The 18,878-nt window shown below is 73.6% G+C and carries 16 protein-coding genes; 12 read left to right on the plus strand and 4 right to left on the minus strand.

The features are described from left to right. The first annotated feature begins 77 nt into the window (after nt 1-77). From ACGFZK_RS10235 to ACGFZK_RS10270, 8 genes are read left to right on the plus strand one after another with little or no spacing between them, the layout of a single operon-like run. Nucleotides 78-791 (plus strand): glycosyltransferase family 2 protein, encoded by a 714-nt coding sequence (locus tag ACGFZK_RS10235; RefSeq protein ID WP_393848405.1) that lies wholly within the window; start codon nt 78-80, stop codon nt 789-791. Further along, on the plus strand, nt 788-1,213 hold the full coding sequence (locus ACGFZK_RS10240; RefSeq protein ID WP_393848406.1) for a hypothetical protein: 426 nt from the start codon (nt 788-790) through the stop codon (nt 1,211-1,213). The genes ACGFZK_RS10235 and ACGFZK_RS10240 overlap by 4 nt, the downstream gene beginning before the upstream one ends. Beyond that, a complete protein-coding gene (locus ACGFZK_RS10245) occupies nt 1,213-2,328 on the plus strand; it encodes a glycosyltransferase family 4 protein (protein ID WP_393848407.1) in 1,116 nt (371 codons plus the stop codon). Before ACGFZK_RS10240 ends, ACGFZK_RS10245 begins: the two co-directional genes overlap by 1 nt. Further along, nucleotides 2,325-4,616, plus strand: a complete 2,292-nt coding sequence (locus ACGFZK_RS10250; protein ID WP_393848408.1) for a hypothetical protein — start codon at nt 2,325-2,327, stop codon at nt 4,614-4,616. The genes ACGFZK_RS10245 and ACGFZK_RS10250 overlap by 4 nt, the downstream gene beginning before the upstream one ends. After that, entirely contained in the window at nt 4,613-5,770 is a 1,158-nt protein-coding gene (locus tag ACGFZK_RS10255) for a glycosyltransferase family 4 protein (RefSeq protein WP_393848409.1), read from the plus strand. Before ACGFZK_RS10250 ends, ACGFZK_RS10255 begins: the two co-directional genes overlap by 4 nt. Continuing rightward, nucleotides 5,763-7,148, plus strand: a complete 1,386-nt coding sequence (locus ACGFZK_RS10260) for a lipopolysaccharide biosynthesis protein (protein WP_393848410.1) — start codon at nt 5,763-5,765, stop codon at nt 7,146-7,148. Before ACGFZK_RS10255 ends, ACGFZK_RS10260 begins: the two co-directional genes overlap by 8 nt. Further along, entirely contained in the window at nt 7,145-8,389 is a 1,245-nt protein-coding gene (locus ACGFZK_RS10265; protein WP_393848411.1) for a polysaccharide pyruvyl transferase family protein, read from the plus strand. Before ACGFZK_RS10260 ends, ACGFZK_RS10265 begins: the two co-directional genes overlap by 4 nt. Then, nucleotides 8,386-9,504 (plus strand): glycosyltransferase family 4 protein, encoded by a 1,119-nt coding sequence (locus ACGFZK_RS10270; RefSeq protein WP_393848412.1) that lies wholly within the window; start codon nt 8,386-8,388, stop codon nt 9,502-9,504. The genes ACGFZK_RS10265 and ACGFZK_RS10270 overlap by 4 nt, the downstream gene beginning before the upstream one ends. Before the next feature lie 47 nt (nt 9,505-9,551). Here ACGFZK_RS10270 and ACGFZK_RS10275 read toward each other — a convergent pair whose 3' ends face one another. After that, the gene (locus tag ACGFZK_RS10275) at nt 9,552-10,757 is read right to left on the minus strand and encodes a cellulase family glycosylhydrolase (RefSeq protein ID WP_393848413.1); all 1,206 of its coding nucleotides are present in this window, start codon (nt 10,755-10,757) and stop codon (nt 9,552-9,554) included. A gap of 182 nt (nt 10,758-10,939) precedes the next feature. Between ACGFZK_RS10275 and ACGFZK_RS10280 the strand changes: the two genes are divergently transcribed. Continuing rightward, nucleotides 10,940-12,403 carry an amidase gene (locus ACGFZK_RS10280; RefSeq protein ID WP_393848414.1) on the plus strand — a complete coding sequence of 488 codons (1,464 nt, stop codon included), beginning with the start codon at nt 10,940-10,942 and terminating at the stop codon, nt 12,401-12,403. Nucleotides 12,404-12,456: 53 nt separating this feature from the next. Next, on the plus strand, nt 12,457-12,849 hold the full coding sequence (locus ACGFZK_RS10285) for a hypothetical protein (protein ID WP_393848415.1): 393 nt from the start codon (nt 12,457-12,459) through the stop codon (nt 12,847-12,849). A 1-nt stretch (nt 12,850) separates the two neighbouring features. Here the strand turns inward: ACGFZK_RS10285 and ACGFZK_RS10290 are convergent, their stop codons facing one another. Together ACGFZK_RS10290 and ACGFZK_RS10295 are read right to left on the minus strand one after the other, a co-directional pair. Further along, complete coding sequence (locus tag ACGFZK_RS10290; RefSeq protein ID WP_393848502.1) at nt 12,851-14,110, minus strand: anhydro-N-acetylmuramic acid kinase; 1,260 nt, start codon at nt 14,108-14,110, stop codon at nt 12,851-12,853. 5 nt (nt 14,111-14,115) lie between these two features. Beyond that, entirely contained in the window at nt 14,116-15,486 is a 1,371-nt protein-coding gene (locus ACGFZK_RS10295) for an MFS transporter (protein WP_393848416.1), read from the minus strand. 326 nt (nt 15,487-15,812) lie between these two features. Here ACGFZK_RS10295 and ACGFZK_RS10300 point away from each other — a divergent pair, with 326 nt between their 5' ends. Further along, on the plus strand, nt 15,813-16,475 hold the full coding sequence (locus ACGFZK_RS10300; protein WP_393848417.1) for a deoxynucleoside kinase: 663 nt from the start codon (nt 15,813-15,815) through the stop codon (nt 16,473-16,475). A gap of 185 nt (nt 16,476-16,660) precedes the next feature. Further along, nucleotides 16,661-17,002 carry a hypothetical protein gene (locus ACGFZK_RS10305; protein ID WP_393848418.1) on the plus strand — a complete coding sequence of 114 codons (342 nt, stop codon included), beginning with the start codon at nt 16,661-16,663 and terminating at the stop codon, nt 17,000-17,002. 117 nt (nt 17,003-17,119) lie between these two features. Here the strand turns inward: ACGFZK_RS10305 and ACGFZK_RS10310 are convergent, their stop codons facing one another. Further along, nucleotides 17,120-18,853: a HEAT repeat domain-containing protein gene (locus ACGFZK_RS10310; protein ID WP_393848419.1), complete on the minus strand. Its 1,734-nt coding sequence runs from the start codon at nt 18,851-18,853 to the stop codon at nt 17,120-17,122. Nucleotides 18,854-18,878 lie beyond the last annotated feature (25 nt).

Here is an 18,878-nt window from a genome sequence, read left to right on the forward strand (position 1 = left end):
GCCCTCAGTTGCCGCGGCGCTCGCACGGCCGTCGTTCCAGTCCGGCACCGGGGGATGAATTGAATACGCTTTCCGTCGTGATTCCGGCGCTCAACGAGGCGCCCAACCTGCCCACCGTGGTGAACTCGGTGCCCACGGGCGCGCTCCGCGCCCTGGGCTGGGAGACCGAGGTCATCGTCGTGGACAACGCTTCCACCGACGACACCGCCGCGGTGGCCGCCTCGCTCGGCGCCACCGTGGTCTCGCAGCCGGAGCGCGGTTACGGCAACGCCTACCACGCCGGGTTCCACGCGGCGAAGGGCGACGTCATAGCCACCGGCGACGCCGACTGCACCTACCCGTTCGACTCCCTGCCCGAGCTGCTGGGCACCCTGACCGAAGCCGACGTCGAGTTCATGACGACCAACCGGCTCCGCCGCGAGAACCGCTCGGCGATGAAGTGGTCCCACACCATCGCCAACTACGCGCTGAGCGCCCTGAGCAGGGCCCTGTTCCGCAACGGGCTGCGCGACTCGCAGTCCGGTATGTGGGTCTTCCGGCGCTACGTCTGGGAAGGCGTCGACGTGAAGTCGACGGGCATGGCCTTCTCCCAGGAGATCAAGAACGCCGCCACCCGGGCCGGCTACCGGTACCTCGAAGTGCCCATCGAATACCGCGACCGTCAGGGCCAGGTGAAGCTCAACGCGCTGCCCGACGGCATGGCCAACCTGCGCCAGCTCTTCGAACACCGCTTCCGCCGGCCCGGTGAGGACCGCCCTGCGCGCTACGAACGGCGGCACACCCCGGCATGAGGAAGCGTCTGATCCGAGCGGCCCTGGTGTTCGCCGTCGCTGCCGGCCTGTGCGCGGGCGCCTGGTCGCTGCCGCCCGTGCGGACGGTCCTCCTGGACTCGTTCACCCGCCGGCAAGCCGCCTTCATCGAGCTCTACTTCACCGAGAACCCCCGCTTCGACGGGGCGAGCGTCCTCGTTCCCTTCGCCGTGAACGACCGTGGTTCCGGGGCCCGGTCACTGGTCGCGACGCTCACCGTCGAGGCTGCGGACGGCAGGGTGCTGGCGACCGGAACCTACCCGGTCGAACCCCACCAGGGCGCCGCGGTCCCGGTCACGGCGCGGATCCGCGCCAAGGGGACCGACGTCGCCCTGGTCCGGGTCTCGCTGACCGGGCATCCCCAGACCCTCCACTTCCGCTTCGGCCCGCCCCCGGAACTCTGATGCGCACTGTTCTCCAGATCACCCCGTACTATCCCCCGCACCTCGGCGGCCTCGAGCGCGTCGTGCTGCAACTGTCGCGCCGCCTCGCCGAACGCCACGACGTCCGCGTCGTCACCACCACGCTGGGCTCCGGCGGCGCGCCACGGCGGGCCCGGGAGGACGGCGTGGCCGTACGCAGGCACCGCGCCACCGAGTTCGCGCACACCGCGATCGCGCCCGGGCTCCTCGGCTCGCTCCTGGCCGCGCCGCGCGGCGCCGTCCTGCACGCGCACTGCGCGCACGCCCTCCTGCCGGAGACGGTGGCGCTCGCCGCCCGGCTGCGCCGACAGCCGTTCGTGCTCCACTTCCACCTCGACGTGGACGCCAGCGGACGCCTCGGCGGACTCCTGCCCGCCTACAAGAAGCACGTCTTCGGACGCGTCGCACGCGCCGCCGCGGCGGTCATCGTCCTGACCGAGCAGCAAGCCCGCTTCGTCGAGGAGGCCTACCGGGTGCCGCCCGCGCGCGTGCACGTGGTGCCCAACGGAGTGGGTCCGCAGTTCTTCCGGCCCGCCCCCGCCGCCGCCCCGGCCGGCGCGTCCACCGCCACCCGGCCCCTGCGCCTGCTCTACGTCGGCCGCCTCAGCGCCCAGAAGAACCTCGCGCGCCTGCTCGACGCGATCAGCCTGGTCGACGCCCCGGTCAGGCTCCGCGTCGTCGGCGGCGGCGAGCTCGACGCCGAACTGCGCGCCCGGGCCGCCCGTCTCGGCCTGGGCGAGCGCGTCGAGTTCACCGGGCCCCTGCACGGCGGGGACCTCCTCGCCGCCTACGCGGACGCCGACGCCTTCGTCCTGCCCTCCGACCGCGAGGGCATGCCGCTCGCCGCGCTGGAGGCCATGGCCGGCGCCCTGCCGGTCCTGGCCACCGACGTCCCCGGCAACACGGAGCTGCTCCGCGGCGTCGGTCTGCTGGCCGCACCGGACCCGGCCGCGCTCGCCGCGGCGGTGGACCGCCTCGCGTCCGACCCCGGTCTGCGCGACCGGCTGGCCGGCCGCAGCGCCGAGCGGGCCCGCCGCCACACCTGGGAGGAAGTCGCCCGGCAGGTGGAGCTCGTGTACCGGAAGGCGGGGATATGAACCCGCCCCCCTGGCTCCGCGGACGGCTCGGCGTCCTGCTGAGCCTCGGCCCCGCCTGCGCCGTCGAGACGCTGCCCGGCGTCCCCGCCCTCCTGCTCGCGCCGGTCGGCCTGTGGCTGCTCTTCGCCGCACCCGTACTGCTGCTGCGCGGCCTCACCGACAAGGTGGTCTCCACCCGCAGCGGCTCCCTCCTGCTGGCGGCCGGCCTCGCCGTGCTCCTCGACATCCTGGTGGCGCTGGGCGTCAACACCGTGCTGCCGCTGCTCGGCGTGGGACGGCCCCTGACCCGGCTGGTGCTGGCCTCGGCGACCACCGCGGTGCTCCTCGTCCTCGGAACCCTCGCTCCCCAGTCACGACGTCCCCTCGTGCGCGGCGCACCCCTGCGCGGCGCCCGCCCGGTGGCCTGGGTGTCCGGAGTCGCTCTGGTGCTCTCGGTGGCCGGTCCGATCAGGCTCAACAACGGCTTGGGCGGCGGCGTCAGCACGGCCGCCCTCGTCCTCGTCGCAGCGCTGGTCGTGCTCCTGCTGGTGCGCCACGGCCGCTGCTCCCCGGCCGTCCTGGAGGCCGGGATCTACGTGGCCTCCGCGACCCTGCTGCTGCTCACCTCCCTGCGCGGCTGGTACATCACCGGGCACGACATCCAGCGCGAGTACCTCTACTACCGGCTCACCCTCGGCGGCGGGTTCTGGGACATCTCCGCCTACACCGACCCGTACAACGCGTGTCTGAGCATCACCCTGCTCCCGGTCAGCGTGTTCCGGCTCACGGGGATCGAGGACGTCTACGTCTTCAAGGCCGTCCTGCCGCTGCTGTTCGCCCTGACTCCGGTGCTGGTCCACCGCGCGGTCCGCAATGTGGCGCCCCCGCTCGTGGCGCTGCTCTCCGCCGTGTTCTTCATGGCGTTCCCCACCTTCTTCACCGACATGCCGTTCCTGGGCCGGCAGGCCATCGCCTTCCTGCTCCTGGCCTGCGCGATGCTCGTCCTGACGGATGCGCGGCGCCCGCTGCCCCTGCGGCGCGTGGTGTTCACGGTGCTGCTGGCCGGAGTGGTCCTGTCGCACTACTCGACGATCTACGTGATCGTCGGCACCCTGGCGACGGCGTTCACCGTGGACAAGGTCTGGCGGCTGGCCTCCCGCCGGGGTCGTGCCCATCCGCACCGCGCCCGCGGCCAGGACCGCAGGCGGACCTTCCTGACCTGGTGGACGGTGGCCGTACCGGCCGTTCTCGCGCTGCTCTGGGCCGGTCCCCTCACCCACACCGGTGGCCAGCTCGAAAGCACTCTGCGCGTCGTCGCGAGCGACCTGTTCGGGTCCGGCGACGCCCGCGGCGGCTCCTCCGACACCCGCTACAGCCTGTTCGGCGGCGCCGGGGTCACCCCCGAGGAACGGCTCGCCGAATACCGCGAGGACACCCTCGGCTACACCCGGGCCGACCGCGCCGCCGGCACGTACCCGTCGTTGGAGGGCCTCGCGAAGTACCCCACGCCCGTGGCAGAGAAGGAGAACCTGCCGCTGACCCCCGTCGGCCGGGTGCTGGACGCCACCGGCCTGAGCGTGCCCGCCCTCAACGGGGTGCTCCGCCAGGCCGCCGCCCTGCTGCTCCAGGTCCTGGTCCTGGTCGGGTTCGTGATCGCCCTGCGCGGCCGGGGGAGCCCGTTCACGCCCCTGCGCGATCAGACCACCCTCACCACGGGCGCCCTGGCGATGATGGGCCTGTTCACCCTGGTGCCGCAGCTGTCGGTCGACTACAGCGTGCTCCGCGCCTTCCAGCAGGGCCTGTTGTTCTTCGCCCCGTTCATCGCCGCCGGCGCCCTGTGGGCGGTGCGCTGGGCCGGCCGCCGGGCCGTCCCCCTCCTGTGCGTCCTCGTCGCCGGGCTGCTGCTCGACCTGACCGGGGTCGTCCCCAAGGCGCTCGGCGGGTACCCCGCGCAGCTCGCGCTCAGCAATTCCGGCCCCTCCTACGACATCTACTACCCGCACGCCGAGGACCGCCGGGCCGCCATGTGGCTCAACCAGCGGGCGGCGGGCGACGACCTCGTCGTGCAGACCGACCGGTACTCGTTCAGCCGTCTGCAGACCCTCTTCACCGTCCGCACGCAGGACAGCGTCCACCCCACGCTGCTGCGGTCCCAGTCCTACGTACTGCTCGGGTCCACCCCCACCCGCAAGGACGAGGTCACCGTCTTCTTCCGGGGCGACCTCGTGACGTACCGGTATCCGCGCAACCTCCTCGACACCACACGGAACCTGATCTACAGCAACGAAGGGGCCGTGATCTACCGGTGAACCACGTCCAGCGCCGGCCCCGGGTCCTGCTCGTCAGCCACTACTACCCGCCGCACCTGGGCGGCATCGAGAACGTCGTCCGCAACGAGGCGCTGCACCTGGCCCGGCACGGCGCCGACGTCACCGTCCTGACCAGCGGCGACCGAGCCGGGACCCACCACGAGGACGGCGTCCGTGTCGTACGCGTCGCCGCGTCCAACGTGGTGGAGCGCCGGTCGGGCGTCCCGTTCCCGCTGTTCTCGCCCGCCCTGCTGCCCGCCGCCCTTCGCTGGGCCCGCCACGCGGACGTCGTCCACGTCCACGACTGCCTCTACGCCTCCTCTTGGGCGGCCGGACTCGCCGCGGCCGCCACCCGCACCCCCACCGTGGTGACCCAGCACGTCGGCCTGGTGGCACACCCCTCGGCCCTGGTACGCGCCGTCCAGCGGGCCGTCTACGCCGTCGCGGGCAGGCCTCAGCTCCGCCGCGCCCGCCGGGTGCTCACCGTCAACGCCGACGTCGCCGCGTTCGTCCGGAGGCTCGGCGCCCGCGCCGAGGCCCGCCACCACCTCGCCAACGGCGTGGACACCGGCCTGTTCCGGCCGCCCGCCGACCCCGCGGAGCGCGCCGCGGCCCGTGCGCGGCTCGGTCTGCCGGCCGGACGCACCCTGGTGCTCTTCGCGGGCCGGCTCGTCCCCAAGAAGGGGTACGGCCTCCTCCTCGACGCCCACGCCGGGGACGCCGCGTACGACCTCGTCTTCGCCGGTGACGGGGACGGGGACGGCGGGGCCCTCGCCGGACGCTCCGGCGTCCACCGCCTCGGCGCCCTGTCCGCCGGGGACCTCGCCGACGCCTACCGCGCGTGCGACGTGTTCGCCCTGCCCTCCACCGCCGAGGGCTTCCCGCTGACCGTCCAGGAGGCCATGGCCTCCGGCCTGCCCGTCGTCACGACCGACGACCCCGGATACGCCCCTTACGGCCTGGACCGCGATGTCGCCCTGCTGGTGCCCCGCACCACCTCCGCGCTGCGCGCCGCGCTCGACGGCCTGGTCGCGGACCCCGGCCGGCGGGCCGTGATGGGAGCCGCCGCCCGCGCGTTCGCCGAGGCGTCCTTCGGCTGGGACCGGCACGTCACGGCGCTGCTCGGGCACTATCGGGACGCCGGCCGTGGGTAGGCATGCCCGGCCCGCGGACCAGATGTTCCGGAGCTCGTTCTTCCTGCTGGCGTCCACCGTCACGACGGCCGGGCTGAGCTTCCTCTTCTGGGTGGTCGTCGCCCGCTTCTACCCGCCCGAGCAGGTCGGTCTGGCCACTTCGCTGATCTCCGCGACCTCGCTGCTGTCCTACCTCAGCATGTTCGGGCTCAACAGCACCCTGATCCGGTTCCCGGCCGAAGGCGGGGCCCGCAACGGCCAGATCACCCAGTCCACGGCCCTGGTGCTGCTGGTCTCCTGCGCGGCCGCCGGGATCTATCTGCTCGGGCTGCCCTGGTACGGACACAAGCTGCTGTTCGTCCGCGACCACCCGCACCTCGCCGCCCTCTTCGTCCTGTCCTGCGCCTTTGCCTCGCTGAACCTCCTGGTCAAGTCGGTCTTCATCAGCGCCCGCATGGCGCAGTACAACGTGCTGTTCGACGGGTTCCTCCAAGGCCTCGCCAAACTCGCCGCGCCCGTCGCCCTCGCCGGGTTCGGCGCGGCAGGCATCCTCGGCTCGGCGGGCATCGGCTACGCGGTCGCCGGAGCCGCTGCCCTGCTCCTGCTGCGGCGCCGCCTCGGCTTCCGGTTCGACTTCCGCGCCCGGGGCACCCGGCTGCGCGAACAGCTCCGCTTCTCCGTCGCCAGCTACGTCTCCAGCCTGATCAACCTGGCGCCCGTCCTCGTCGCTCCGCTGATCGTCCTCCAGAAGCTGGGCGCCCCCGAAGCCGGCTACTACTTCGTCGCCTTCCAGATCGCCGCCCTCCTGAACTCCGTCTCCACCGCCGTGGGCGAGGCCGTCTTCGCCGAGGTCTCCTCCGACCCGTCCCGGTTCGGTGAACTCCTGCGCCGCTCCGCGCAGATCATCGCCGCCGTGCAGGTGCCCGCCGTGGCCGTCGTCGCGGCCGGCAGCGGGCTGCTCCTGCTGATGTTCGGCGGCGGCTACCCCGCGGCCGCGAGCGGGCTGCTCAGCGTGCTCGCCGTCGCCGCCCTCGCCGTCGCCCTCAACACCTGGGCGTGTTTCGGGCTGAAGCTGGCCCAGCGGATGAAGCAGCTCATCACCGCCAACACCATCCTCGCGTGCACCACCATCGGCCTGTCCGCGTGGTGGGCACCACGCGGGCTGGTCTGGGTCGGCTGCGCCTGGGGCATCGGTAACCTGGCCGCCGGACTGTTCGCCACCGTCGCCCTGTTGCGCGGCCGGCCCTCCGCGCCCCGGCCTCCGCAACCGGACGTCGACCCCGGACCCGGCTGGTCCCCCGTCGACACCCTCCCACTGCGCGCCGTGCGCCTGCCCGGGCCGACGGCCGAACCCCCGCCGTCCGCCGCCGCATCACCTGCCGAGAGGTACCGCCCGTGAAGATCGTGGTGATCAACGCCTACGTCCGGGAGAACGCGGGCGACGCCGCGCTGCTCTCCGTCTGCCTGCGCCAGATCCGTGAGGCGTTCCCCGGCGCCGACGTGTCCGTCGCCGGCATGGAGGACCCCGCCGTCCACCCCACGTTCGAGGACGCCCCGAACCTCGGCTCGATCCGCCGCCACGTCGCCGACGGAACCGCGTCGCTGTCCCGCCGGGTACTGCGGAAGGTGTACGTCGGGGCGGCCTGCGCCGGCCTGCTCCTGCTGCCCCGCGCCGCGGCCGCTCTCCTGCGCAGGGTCCTGCCCGCCGAGGCCCGGCGCGAGGCGGAGGCCCTGACCGGCGCCGACCTGGTGGTGTCCACCGGAGGCGCGTACGTCCTGGCCCGCCCGGGGCTCGACGGCCACCAGAACGTCTTCTTCGTCCTGTTGCCCGTCCTGCTCGCCCAGCGCGCCGGCGTGCCCGTCGTCTTCGCCCCGCAGTCCTACGGCCCGTTCCCCTCGTCGATCCAGCGGCGCCTCGTCGCCCGCGCCCTCGGCCGGTCCCCGCTCGTCCTGGCCCGCGAGGACGTCAGCGTGGCCCAGCTGCGCGGCTGCGGCCTCGCCGACGCGGTCGTCACCCGGGGCGTCGACTCCGGCTTCGCGTTCGACCCGCCGCCGTCCTGCGACTGGCGGGCCCGGCTCGGCGTCGGACCGGAGCAGCGGCTGGTCGGGGTCACGGCCAGGCGCTGGCTGGCCCCGGCCGCTCAGGACGCGTACGAACGGGCCTTGGCCGCGACGATCGACGCCGTCCAGGCCACCGGAGCCCGCGTGGTGCTGATCCCGCAGGTCAGCACCGACTACCTGGGCGACGACGACCGCATCGTGGAGCGCCGGATCGCTGCCCACTGCACCACGGCGCCCCTGCTGATCGAGGACCGGGTGGACTACCGCGAACTCAAGGGCGTCTACCGCGAGTGCGCCCTGCTGATCGGTACCCGCTTCCATTCGGTGATCTTCTCCCTGACCAGCGGTGTGCCCTGCGTGGCCATCGAGTACGAGCACAAGACCCGCGGCATCATGGCCGACCTCGGCCTCGGCGCCCACGTGCTGCCCATCGAGGACGTCACACACCCCCGGCTGTGGGCGCTCGTCGGCCCGCTGCTCCAGGACGACTCCGGCTACCGCGAGCAGCTGCAGCGCCGCCTGCCCGGTTACGTCGCCGAAGCAGGCGGCTTCCCCGGCCTGCTGCGGGCCGCCCTGTGAACCCCCGCACGGTGGCCGTCGTCACCCCCTACTACCCGCCGCACCTCGGGGGCGTCGAGCAGTACGCGGCCCGGGTCGCCCGCGCCGTGCACGACGCGCCCGGTCTCGACGCCGTCGTCCTCACCAGCCGCCCCGGGCTGCGCACCCGCACCTCCGTGGAGAACGGCGTGCGGGTCGTCCGGCTCGGCGCCTGGTTCCGGCTCTCCAACACCCCCCTGAGTCCCCTGTGGCCGTTCCAGGTCCGGTACTGGCTGCGCCGCACGGGCGCCGACGTGGTCCACGCCCACGCCCCCGTACCGGGCCTCGGCGACATCGCCGTGGCCGTGGCGGGACGCCGCCCCGCCGTGCTCACCTACCACGCCGGCTCGATGCTCAAGGGCGGCCCCGGCACCGGCGCCGCCGACCGCCTCATCGGGGTGTACGAACGCCGGGTGCTGCCCCGGGTGTTCGCACGGGCCCGCGCCCTGGTCGCCGTGTCCCCGGTCTCCCTGGCCGCCGGACGGCCCGGAGCCCTGGAGATCAGTCCGGGCGTCGACACCGGCCGTTTCACGCCGGGGCCGCCGCCCTCCACCCGCCCGCCGACGCTCCTCTACGTCGGCCGCATCGACCGGTCCTCGGCGTGGAAGGGAGTCGACGTCCTCGTCCGCGCCCTGGCCGAAGTGCCCGGGGCCCGGCTGCGCCTGGTCGGCGGCGGCGACGCGGTCGAGGACCACCTCGCCCTGGCCGCGTCCCTCGGCCTCGCGGACCGGGTCACCGCGACCGGCGAACTGACCGGACCCGACCTGGCCCGGGTGGTGCGCGAAGCGGCGGTGCTGGTCCTGCCCTCCGTCACCGAGGCCGAGTCGTTCGGCATGGTCCTCGTGGAGGCCATGGCCTGCGGCACCCCCGTGGTCGGCTCGCGGGTCGGCGGCATCCCGTACGTCGTCGAGGACGGGCGGACCGGTCTGCTGGTGCCTCCCGGCGACCCCGGCGCCCTGGCGGGGGCCTGCCGGCGGCTCCTGGAGAACGGCGATCTGGCGGACCGGCTGGGGCAGGCGGGGCTGCGTACCGCGCGTGAGCGGTTCTCCTGGGACGGCCTCCTGGCCCGGTACGTGGCGCTTTTCCGCTCGCTGTGACCGCCGGCCGGCCCCGTGCCCCGTGCGCGGACCGGGGGCCGTGGCGGCTACCGGGGCTGCTTCTTCCCGTACTCCTCGACGGCCGCCCGGAGCGCGGCGAACGCGGGCTTCGCGGAACCGTCGTAGCGACGCAGCCCGTAGTACTTGGAATGGCTCTTGTCGTCGCCGGTGGCCGTGTCCTGATGGGCGAACCAGAAGGCGGCCGCCACGTACTTCTCCTTCGCGGCGGTCGGCACGGTGTCGGTGGCGATCCGCGCCTGGAACTCCTCGGTGACGTGGGTGATGTTCTCCGTGCGGGTCTTCTCGTCGGCGGCGGGGTTGCCGGGACCGTTGGTCGGCGCACCCGTCTCCGTCAGCCACACCGGCAGGCCGGGTGTCCCGTGCCGCTCTGCGACGCCGACCAGGTTCTCCCCGGCGCTGCTGATCTCCTTGAACACCTTGCCGTCGTGCGGGAGCTGGGGCCAGGCGTAGGGGTGGTAGCTGAGCGCGTCGACCACCTTGTTGCCGCCGAGCCGGGATACCTGTTCCAGGAAGTCCAGGTGGGAGACGTACTTGATCGACGGCCAGGTGCCGACGGCAGCCAGACCGCCCATCAGCACGTACGCCGTCGGGTCGGCTTCGCGCAGCGAGGCGGCGGTGGACTTCAGCAGGGTGGTGTACGCCTTCGCGTCGGGCTCGGGGTACCAGAACTGGGGGATGTTGGGCTCGTTCCAGACCTCCCACGTGTGCACGCCCTGGGGCGCGTAACGCAGGGCGGCGAGCTTCGCGAACGCGGCGAACTTCTTGGGGTCGGCCGGCGGACACGTGGGACGGTGCCCTGAACAGGACGCGGCCCGCGCCCACTCGGGGGTGTAGGCGACCGTGGCGAGGACGTCGAGGTTGCGGTCGCGGGCCGCCTTGACGATCCGGTCGAAGCGCTGCCACTGGTAGGTGCGCGGGCTGTCCGGCTGGATGTTGTTCCAGGACAGGTCCACCCGGATCCAGGTGGTGCCCAGGCCGACCGCGTCGTTGAGGGCGGCGGCCAGGCCGTCGTCGGACTTCCAGGTGAGGGTGTCACCGTAGGAGACGCCGAGGCGCAGATCGTGCTCCTTGGGCGGCTCGGGGGGCCGCTGGAATCCGCCGTCGGGGCGTGCGGCCGCGTCGGACGCCTGACCGGTGGACGAAGCCGCCGCCACGACCGTCGCGACGGTCGCCAGGACGAAGGAGACGAGGGCGACGACGAGCCGCTGCCGTGTACTTGAGTGCCCCACCATGGGGTCAGCCTAAGCCAAGCGTGCGATTCCGCCGTTCCCCGTCCCGGTACGGGTCCGCGTCCTGCCCCCGCGACCGCCCCGGCGGCCATGGGCCGAGTCCGGCTCCGCACGCTTGACGCGCGGGTCGCGGAGCGACAGCCTTGGCCGGAGTTACCGGCAGGTAAGGGGTGAGGGGACACGTGGTGGCCATCGACAGGGACGACGCGGCGGGCAGGGCCCGGGGCCGGGAACAGGACCGGGACGACACGGAGTTGATGTTCCTCGGAGTCGAGCGGCAGGCCGAACAGGTGCGCGCCGGCAAGATCACCTCCCGCGCCCTCGTCGAAGCCGCGCTGCGCCGTATCGCCCGCACCGACCCGGACCTCGGATCCTTCCGCATCGTCCTGGCCGACCAGGCGCTCGCCGAGGCCGACGCCCGCGACGCTCAGGAGCCCGCCGGCCCCCTCCACGGCGTACCCGTCGCCGTCAAGGACGAACTGGACGTCGCCGGGCAGGTCACCACGTTCGGCGGCGCCGCCAACCGCACCCCCGTCACCGCCGATTCCGAGGCCGTACGCCGCCTGCGCGCCGCCGGAGCCGTCGTCATCGGCAAGACGGCGATGCCCGAGTTCGGCCAGTGGCCCTTCACCGAATCCGCCGCGTACGGCCGCACCCTCAACCCGTGGGACACCACCCGCACCCCCGGTGGCTCCAGCGGTGGCAGCGCCGCCGCCGTCGCGGCCGGCCTGGTCCCGGCGGCGCTCGGCGGCGACGGCGGTGGTTCCATCCGCATTCCGGCCGCCTGCTGCGGTCTGTTCGGCCTCAAACCCCAGCGCGGCCGGGTCTCCACCGCTCCCCACCCCCACCTCTGGTACGCCCTCGGCACCGTCGGCCCGCTGACCCGGACCGTGCGCGACTCCGCCCTCCTCTACGACGTCCTCGCCGGCACCACCCCCTCCGACCGATGGAGCGCCGGCCCCGGCCCCGCGGCCACCGGCTGGGTACGTGCCCTGGAGACCCCGCCCGGCAGGCTGCGCATCGGCTACTCGGCGAAGCCCGCCGTGCCCGGCGTGCGCCCGCATCCGGCGCACGTCGAAGCCCTGCTGGAGACCGTACGGGTGCTGCGCGAACTGGGCCACGACGTACGGGAGGTCGACCCCCGCTACCCCGACGCGACGGCCCCCTTCGTCGCCCAGTTCTGCGGGGGCGTCCGGGCGGAGGCCGCCGCAGTGGAACGCCCCGAGCTGCTGGAGCGGCGGACCCGCAGCGTCCTCGCACTGGCCAGGCTGGTCCCCGAATCGGCCGTGGAGCGCGGGATCAGGGCGGGTGAGCGGCTGGCGGAGCGCGCCGACCGGATGTTCACCACCATGGACCTGCTGCTGACCCCGGTCATCGCGGAGCGCCCCCGCCCGGCGGGCGCGCTGGACGGGGCCGGACTGCTGACGGCCATGGTGCGTTCGCGCCCGATGGTCGCCTACACCGCGCTGTGGAACGTCACCGGGCACCCGGCCGCGTCCGTCCCGGCGGGGGTCGGCGCGGACGGGCTGCCCCTCGCCGTGCAACTGGTCGGCCGTCGCGACGACGAGGTGAGCGTCCTGCGGGTGGCGGCGCAGCTGGAGGCGGTCCGGCCGTGGGCGCAGCACCGGCCGCCGCTGCCGGCCGAGTGAGGTGCCGCCCCGCGCACTACGCTGGTGTCGCGGGACGGATCCAGGAGGTGGCCGTGCACGCTCGGGCCCACCAGCGTTTCCACCTCGATCAGGACGGCCACTCGATCACCGTCGTGCGCGGTCCGGGGCGCGGCCGTACCGAGCTGCTCGTCGACGGCAAGGTGGTGTCCTCCACCCGAACCGAGCGGCGCGCGGCGACGGAGCTGCGCGGCGAGCTCCCCGGCGGCGGCGCCCCGCGCCCCTTCACGGTCCGTGTCGGGCGCCCCGACATCCCCGGCGGCGAACCGCTCTGCGTCATGGAGATCGGGGGAGCGCGCTACCTCATGCCGTTCCTGCCGCTCACGCGGAGCGAGCAGTGGCCTGCCGAGCCGACACCCTCGCCCCGCACGCCGGCCGAACTCCTGGCGCGCTGGCGCGCCCGCCACGGACGCCACCGGGCCGGCTGAGTCACCGTGCGTGGCCCGGCCGGTCCGTGCCGGCCCCGCCGCCGACGGTCAGCCGGACCGGTGCCGTCGCCGGCGGCCGCGGCAGGCGCAGGCCCGGACCACCGGGCGTGATCGAGCCGAGGACGCTCGCGTGCCGCGCGCCGGTGCACGAGGGGACGGTGCCCGCCAGACCGTGCGCGGTGAGCCAGCCCAGAACGGCGAAGGCGTACGCCTCCTTCGCCCCCGCAGGCAGCCCCAGTTCGTCCGAGGACCGCACCACGCACCCGCCGGCCCCGCCCAGTTCCTCCCGCAGCCAGTCCATCAGCACCGGGTTGCGCGTCCCGCCGCCCGACGCGATCACCTCGGTCGCCCCGAAGGGCCGGATCGCGTCGGCGACGGTCCGGGCCGTGAGCCGGGTCAGCGTGGCGACGACGTCCTCGGCGGGCAGCGGCCCGCACGAGTCCAGCGCCGAGCGCAGATAGGACAGGTGGAAGAGTTCCTTGCCCGTCGTCTTCGGCGCGGGACGGGCGTAGTACGGCTCGTCCAGCAGCCTTCGCAGCAGCGGCGGGTGGACCGTGCCCCGCGCGGCGAGAGCTCCGCCCGCGTCCATCGAGCGGGCCTCGCCCGAGGCGTCGCGTCCCGCCAGCGCGCGCACCGCCGCGTCGATCAGGGCGTTGGCGGGACCGGTGTCGAAGGCCAGCGGTTCGGCCCCGGTCCCCTCCGCCCCGTGGGCCCCGTGGGCTCCGCCCGGCACGACCGTCACGTTTCCGATCCCGCCCAGGTTGAGCGCGACCGGCACTCCGGGCCGTCCCCGCAGCCACATCACGTCGACGATGCTGACCAGCGGCGCACCCTGCCCCCCGGCCGCCACGTCGCGGGTGCGGAAGCCGGAGACGACGGGCCGGCCGGTCGCCTCGGCGATCCAGGCCGCCTCGCCGATCTGGAGCGTGCCGTGCACCCGGCCGTCCTCGGCCCAGTGGAAGACCGTCTGCCCGTGCGACGCCACCAGGTCGGCCCGTCCGCCGCACAGCTCCTCGTCCGCCCGCACCGCCGCCGCGGCGAAGGCCCGTCCGATGCGGGTGTCGAGCCGGCACACCGTGGCCAGGTCCGCCCCGGCGGGCGGCAGGGCCGCGGCCAGGTCCGCCCGCAGATCGTCGTCGTAGGCCGTACTGATCATCCCCAGGGGCGTGAGCAGCAGCGTGTCGCCGTCGAGGCAGAGGTCGGCGGCGGCCGCGTCGATGGCGTCGTAGGACGTGCCGGACATCAGCCCGACCACGCGCAGGGCGCTCACCGCAGCGCCCGCCGGTGATCGTCGCCGCGCAGCGTCAGCAGCGCGGCGACGCTGACTGCGCAGGTCGCCGCGGCGTAGTACCCGGGGACGTCGACGTTCCCCGTGCGCTCGACCACCTCGGTGATGATCAGTCCCGCACAGCCCGAGAAGACGGCGTTGGACAGCGCGTACGCCAGCCCGAGCCCGGTACAGCGCACCCTGGCCGGGAACATCTCGGCCAGCATCGCGGGCCCCGGTCCCGCCATCAGGCCGACGCCGGCCCCCGCGGCGAACAGCGCCGCTCCCTTCGCGTACGCCGGCCCGCCGGGGTCCTGCACCAGGTGCAGCAGCGGGAGCGCGAGGACGGCCACCAGCAGGGCCCCTGCCACCATCACCGTCCGCCGTCCGATCCGGTCGCTCAGCCTGCCGGCGGGCAGGATCGACGCGGCGAATCCCAGGTTCGCCAGGACGGTGCCGAGCAGTGCCTGCTGGAAGGTGGTCCCGAGCGTGCTCTGCAGGTAGGAGGGCAGGACCACCAGGAAGGTGTAGCCGGCCGCCGACCAGCCCATCATCCGTCCGACGCCCAGCACCACGGCCCGGGCCGTCTCCCGGGAAGACGGCCGGGGCCGGCCGTCGGGCCCGGCGCCGCCGCCCGTGGGACGGCCGCCCGGCGCGAGGGCGGGCGGCGCGAGGGCGGGCGGCGCGAGGGCGGGCGGCTCTTCCGGGGGCAGCCGCAACCGCAGCCGCAGGGCGACGAGCCCGAGGGGCAGGGTCAGCAGGAACGGCACCCGCCAGCCCCACCCGTGCAGCTGCGACGCTGTCAGTACGCTCGCCAGGACCACTGCCACGGCGGCGCCCGCCAGCAGGCCGAGCGCGACCGTGAACGACTGCCAGGCCCCGTACAGGCCCCGGCGGCCCGGTGGCGCGCATTCCGTCATGACCGAGACCGCCCCGCCGAACTCCCCGCCCGCCGACAGCCCTTGCAGGATCCGCAGCAATGTCAGGAGCCACGGCGCGGCCGCGCCGATCGAGGCGTACGTCGGCAGCACGCCGATCATTGCCGTGGCACCGGTCATCAGAGCGACGACCAGGACGAGGGCGGGCCGCCGGCCCACCCGGTCACCGAACCGCCCGAACACCGCGGCCCCGACCGGCCGGAAGAAGAACGCCAGGGCGAACGACGCGTACGCCTTGACGAGCCCCTCCACCTCGCTGCCGCCCTCCGGAGTGAAGAACTGGGCCGCGATGACGGTGGCGAAGTAGCCGTAGATCCCGAACTCGTACCACTCGATGAAGTTGCCGACGGATCCCGCCACCAGGGCCCGGCGCGCGTCGTCCGCCCGGACCGTCGCAGGAGGCCGGACCGGACCGGGGGCGGGGGTGGTCATGGATCAAGCGTGCTGACCGCAGGGCAGCTCCACAAGTACCGTCCGCCATCTGCCGTACGCCGCTCCCCTGGCCTGCGCGGGGCGGATCGTCATTTAAGATTCAAGGCGGCCGCTGGGCTGCGGCGCGTCGCTGTGCGCGGCGACTGCGGAACGGTTCGGCCGGTCGAGGAGAGCGGCCTGCGTCAGGGCCCTGGTCCGGACGGGGACCACATGACGCTCATCATGAAGATCCCGGGGAATCGCGTGACCGCCGGCGGGCGTCTCATTGGTGTGGGGCGCCCGGCTCACCCGCCCGTGAACAGAAGACCCCCAGGGAGAAGTGAGGTATGCCAGTGATCTGCGTCGGAGGCATGATCGGCATCGGCAAGACGAGTGTGGCCGAACTGATCGCCAAGGAGCTGGGCAGCGAGGTCTTCTACGAGAGCGTGGACGACAATCCGATCCTTCCGCTCTTCTACACGGCGAGCCCCGAGGAGATCCAGGCGAAGCGCTACCCCTTCCTGCTCCAGCTCTACTTCCTGCAGACGCGGTTCGCCTCGATCAAGGACGCGTACAAGCAGGGCGACAACGTCCTCGACCGGTCCATCTACGAGGACTGGTACTTCGCCAAGGTCAATCACGACCTGGGCCGGATCAGCTCTCTCGAGATGCGGGTGTACGAGGGGCTGCTCGACGAGATGATGCGCGAGATCGACGGCCTGCCGTACCGCAAGGCACCCGATCTCATGGTCTACCTCAAGGCGGACTTCGAGACGGTGCTGCACCGCATCGGGCTGCGCGGCCGCGATTTCGAACAGGACGAGAGCCTCGTCGCGTACTACCGGACGCTGTGGTCCGGCTACGACGACTGGGTGCACAAGCACTATTCGGCCAGCGAGGTCCTCGTCATCGACATGAACCACACGGATGTGGTGAACAACCCCGAGGACGCGGCCCGCGTGGTGCAGGAGGTCAAGGACACTCTGGCGGCCGTCGCACGCCGGGTCTGAGCCCGTCGTCTGCCGACCGGTCGCCCGGTCGTTCGACGACGTCGCGCGGCTCATGTCCTTGCCGGGGCGGTCGAACTCGTCGACGATGCTCCCTAGCCCTGGTCTTCCGGATCCCACCGGTCCCGGCCAGGGCAAGGAGAACAGGGGAGACAGTGACAACGAACAGCAATCCGAAGAAGCGCCCGATGGTCGCAGCCGCACTCATCCCGCTCTTCGTGGTCGCCGGGCTGCTACTGGGCCCTGCGGCAACGGCCTCGGCCGCCGCTCCGGCCGCCCGGCAGGCCCCGGCCGCCGCGGCGCTCCCGCAGAGCGGTCACCTCGCCGGCGCCGGCGTGGCAACCGGTCTCCACGCGCCGATGTCGTCCCAGGTCCGGGCCACCACCGGGGACAAGAAGAGCAAGAAGAAGAAGAAGAGCAAGAAGAAGAGCGGGCTGTTCAAGAAGCTCCTGATCGGCGTGGTCGTCGTCATCGTGCTGCTCGTCGTCCTGTACGGGATCCGTCGGGCTATGCGCCGCAGGTCCGCCTAGGAACCGGCTCCGGGCCGGTGCTTCGTCGCCCGGCCCGCCCAGGCGGTCCGGGCGGTCCGGACGACGGCCGAGACCGTCCATGGCGCCTTCGAGCGTCCCGCGTACGTCGGGTTTCTCCTAGGGCAGCGCGAGCACCCGGTCGATCCGTGCGCGGATCTCCTCGTCCTGGAGGATCGCCCGGTAGTCGCCGTGCTCCGAGAGTCGGCAGTCCGCGGCCTTCAGTGCCGTCAGTGCTTCCCGGACCGGTGGGGTGAGGTGTCCGTGGTGGGTGAGCGTGTCGAGGGCGATGGTGAACGCCCAGCGCCATTGTCCGTCGGCGGCGTATGCGAGCACCGTCGCCTCCGCCTCCGCCGGCCCCGGCAACGGTGGTTCCCACGGCTGCGGGTACGGCGTGGGCTCACCGGGCAGCAGCGGGTTCTCCCCCCACGCATGGAGCACCGTTCGCAGGTCCTCGACCAGCCACCCCGTGCGGGAGACCTCGTCCCGAAGGGCTTCTCGTACCGCGGGCAGTAGCACTTCGGCGTGTGCGCGCAGCGGCCGCAGCACGTCGGCGACGGACGGATGCCGCGGTTCGCCCGGGAGACAGCCCCGGCCCCACACGTCCCCGTGCGCGACGAGCCGCTCGACGAGCTCCGGCAGGGCGCGCGGGTCCCCGATCCGGGCCAGGGCCCAGCTTGCGTGGATACCGACCGTGCCGTCGAAGAGCCTCGATTCCCCGGGGTCGTCGAGGAGGGCGGCGAGCCGGTCGGCGTGCGGGGCCGCCCGGTGGCCGAGCACCGCCAGCAGATGCACGGCCCGGTAGCGCACGTCGTCGTCCGGGTCGGCCAGCAGCCCGGCCGCCAGCGGCAGCACGGCCGCTTCCACTGAGGGCCGTGCCAACAGCAGTCGCCACGCCTCGTCCAGCGCGCACCGGCGCAGCTCCGCATCACCGATCCGGCTCCCGGTCTCGGCCAGTGCGGCCACGAACGAGGTCGCCACCGTCATGTCGAGCTCCAGCAGGCCCACGACCCAGGCCGCGACGTCGTTGCGCTCGTACGGGATGTCGCAGTCGAGGGCGTACCAGACCTCCCCGAACTCCGGGGCGACCACGGGATCGGCGAGGATCTCCAGCAGCATGGGGTGGGCACGCAGCGGCACCCGTGGATCCAGAGGTGCTGTGGCGATCACGGCCGCCACCCGCAGCACCGGGTTCTCGCCGTGGAGGAGACCGTCCAGCACGGCCCGTACCTCGGCGTGCGTCGACTCCGTGGGGTCCTCGTCGGCCGCGGCCCGGCCCAGCGCCAGCAACAGGGCCACCCGGACCGAGAGGTCCCTCTCCTCGTGCCACCGCTCCAGCAGGGGCGCGGTCCGGTCGGCGATCAGCCGCAGGGCGGCCCGCCGGACCACCGGATCCCCGTCGTCGAGCAGCCTCCGGATGCGGGGCCACTGCCGCCGCCAGGCCGCCCGTGCGGCGGCCTCCCTGCGCCCGACCCCGCCCTCGCCGTCGCCGTCGGCGGCCAGGCTCGTCAGCAGTTCGACCAGGTCCGGCCGTTTGACCGTTTCCGGGTCGAGGGCGAGATCCACCAGGAACGGCAGCGCGGCCGTGCCCACGTCGGTGAACCGCCCCGGGGCGCACAGGAGGTCCTGCAGGTCGGCGAACGCCCGCTCCACGGCCTCCGGCCTGGTGGTGGCGTCCGCCCGGGCGATCCGGCGCAGCACTTTCGGCACGTCGGTGGCCGGATGGTCGGGCCCCACCGCGTCCAGCGCCCGCCAGTCCACCGCGTCCAGCGCTTCCCACATGTCCCCCGCCTCGCTCCCCAGCAGCCGTCCCCCGTCCGGAACAGCCTGGCACTGCAGGAGGACGGGCGGCACGGTATTTTCCCAGCTCGGCGGCGCG

It is taken from the genome of Streptomyces sp. NPDC048257 (assembly GCF_043201855.1).
Classification (GTDB): Bacteria; Actinomycetota; Actinomycetes; order Streptomycetales; family Streptomycetaceae; genus Streptomyces.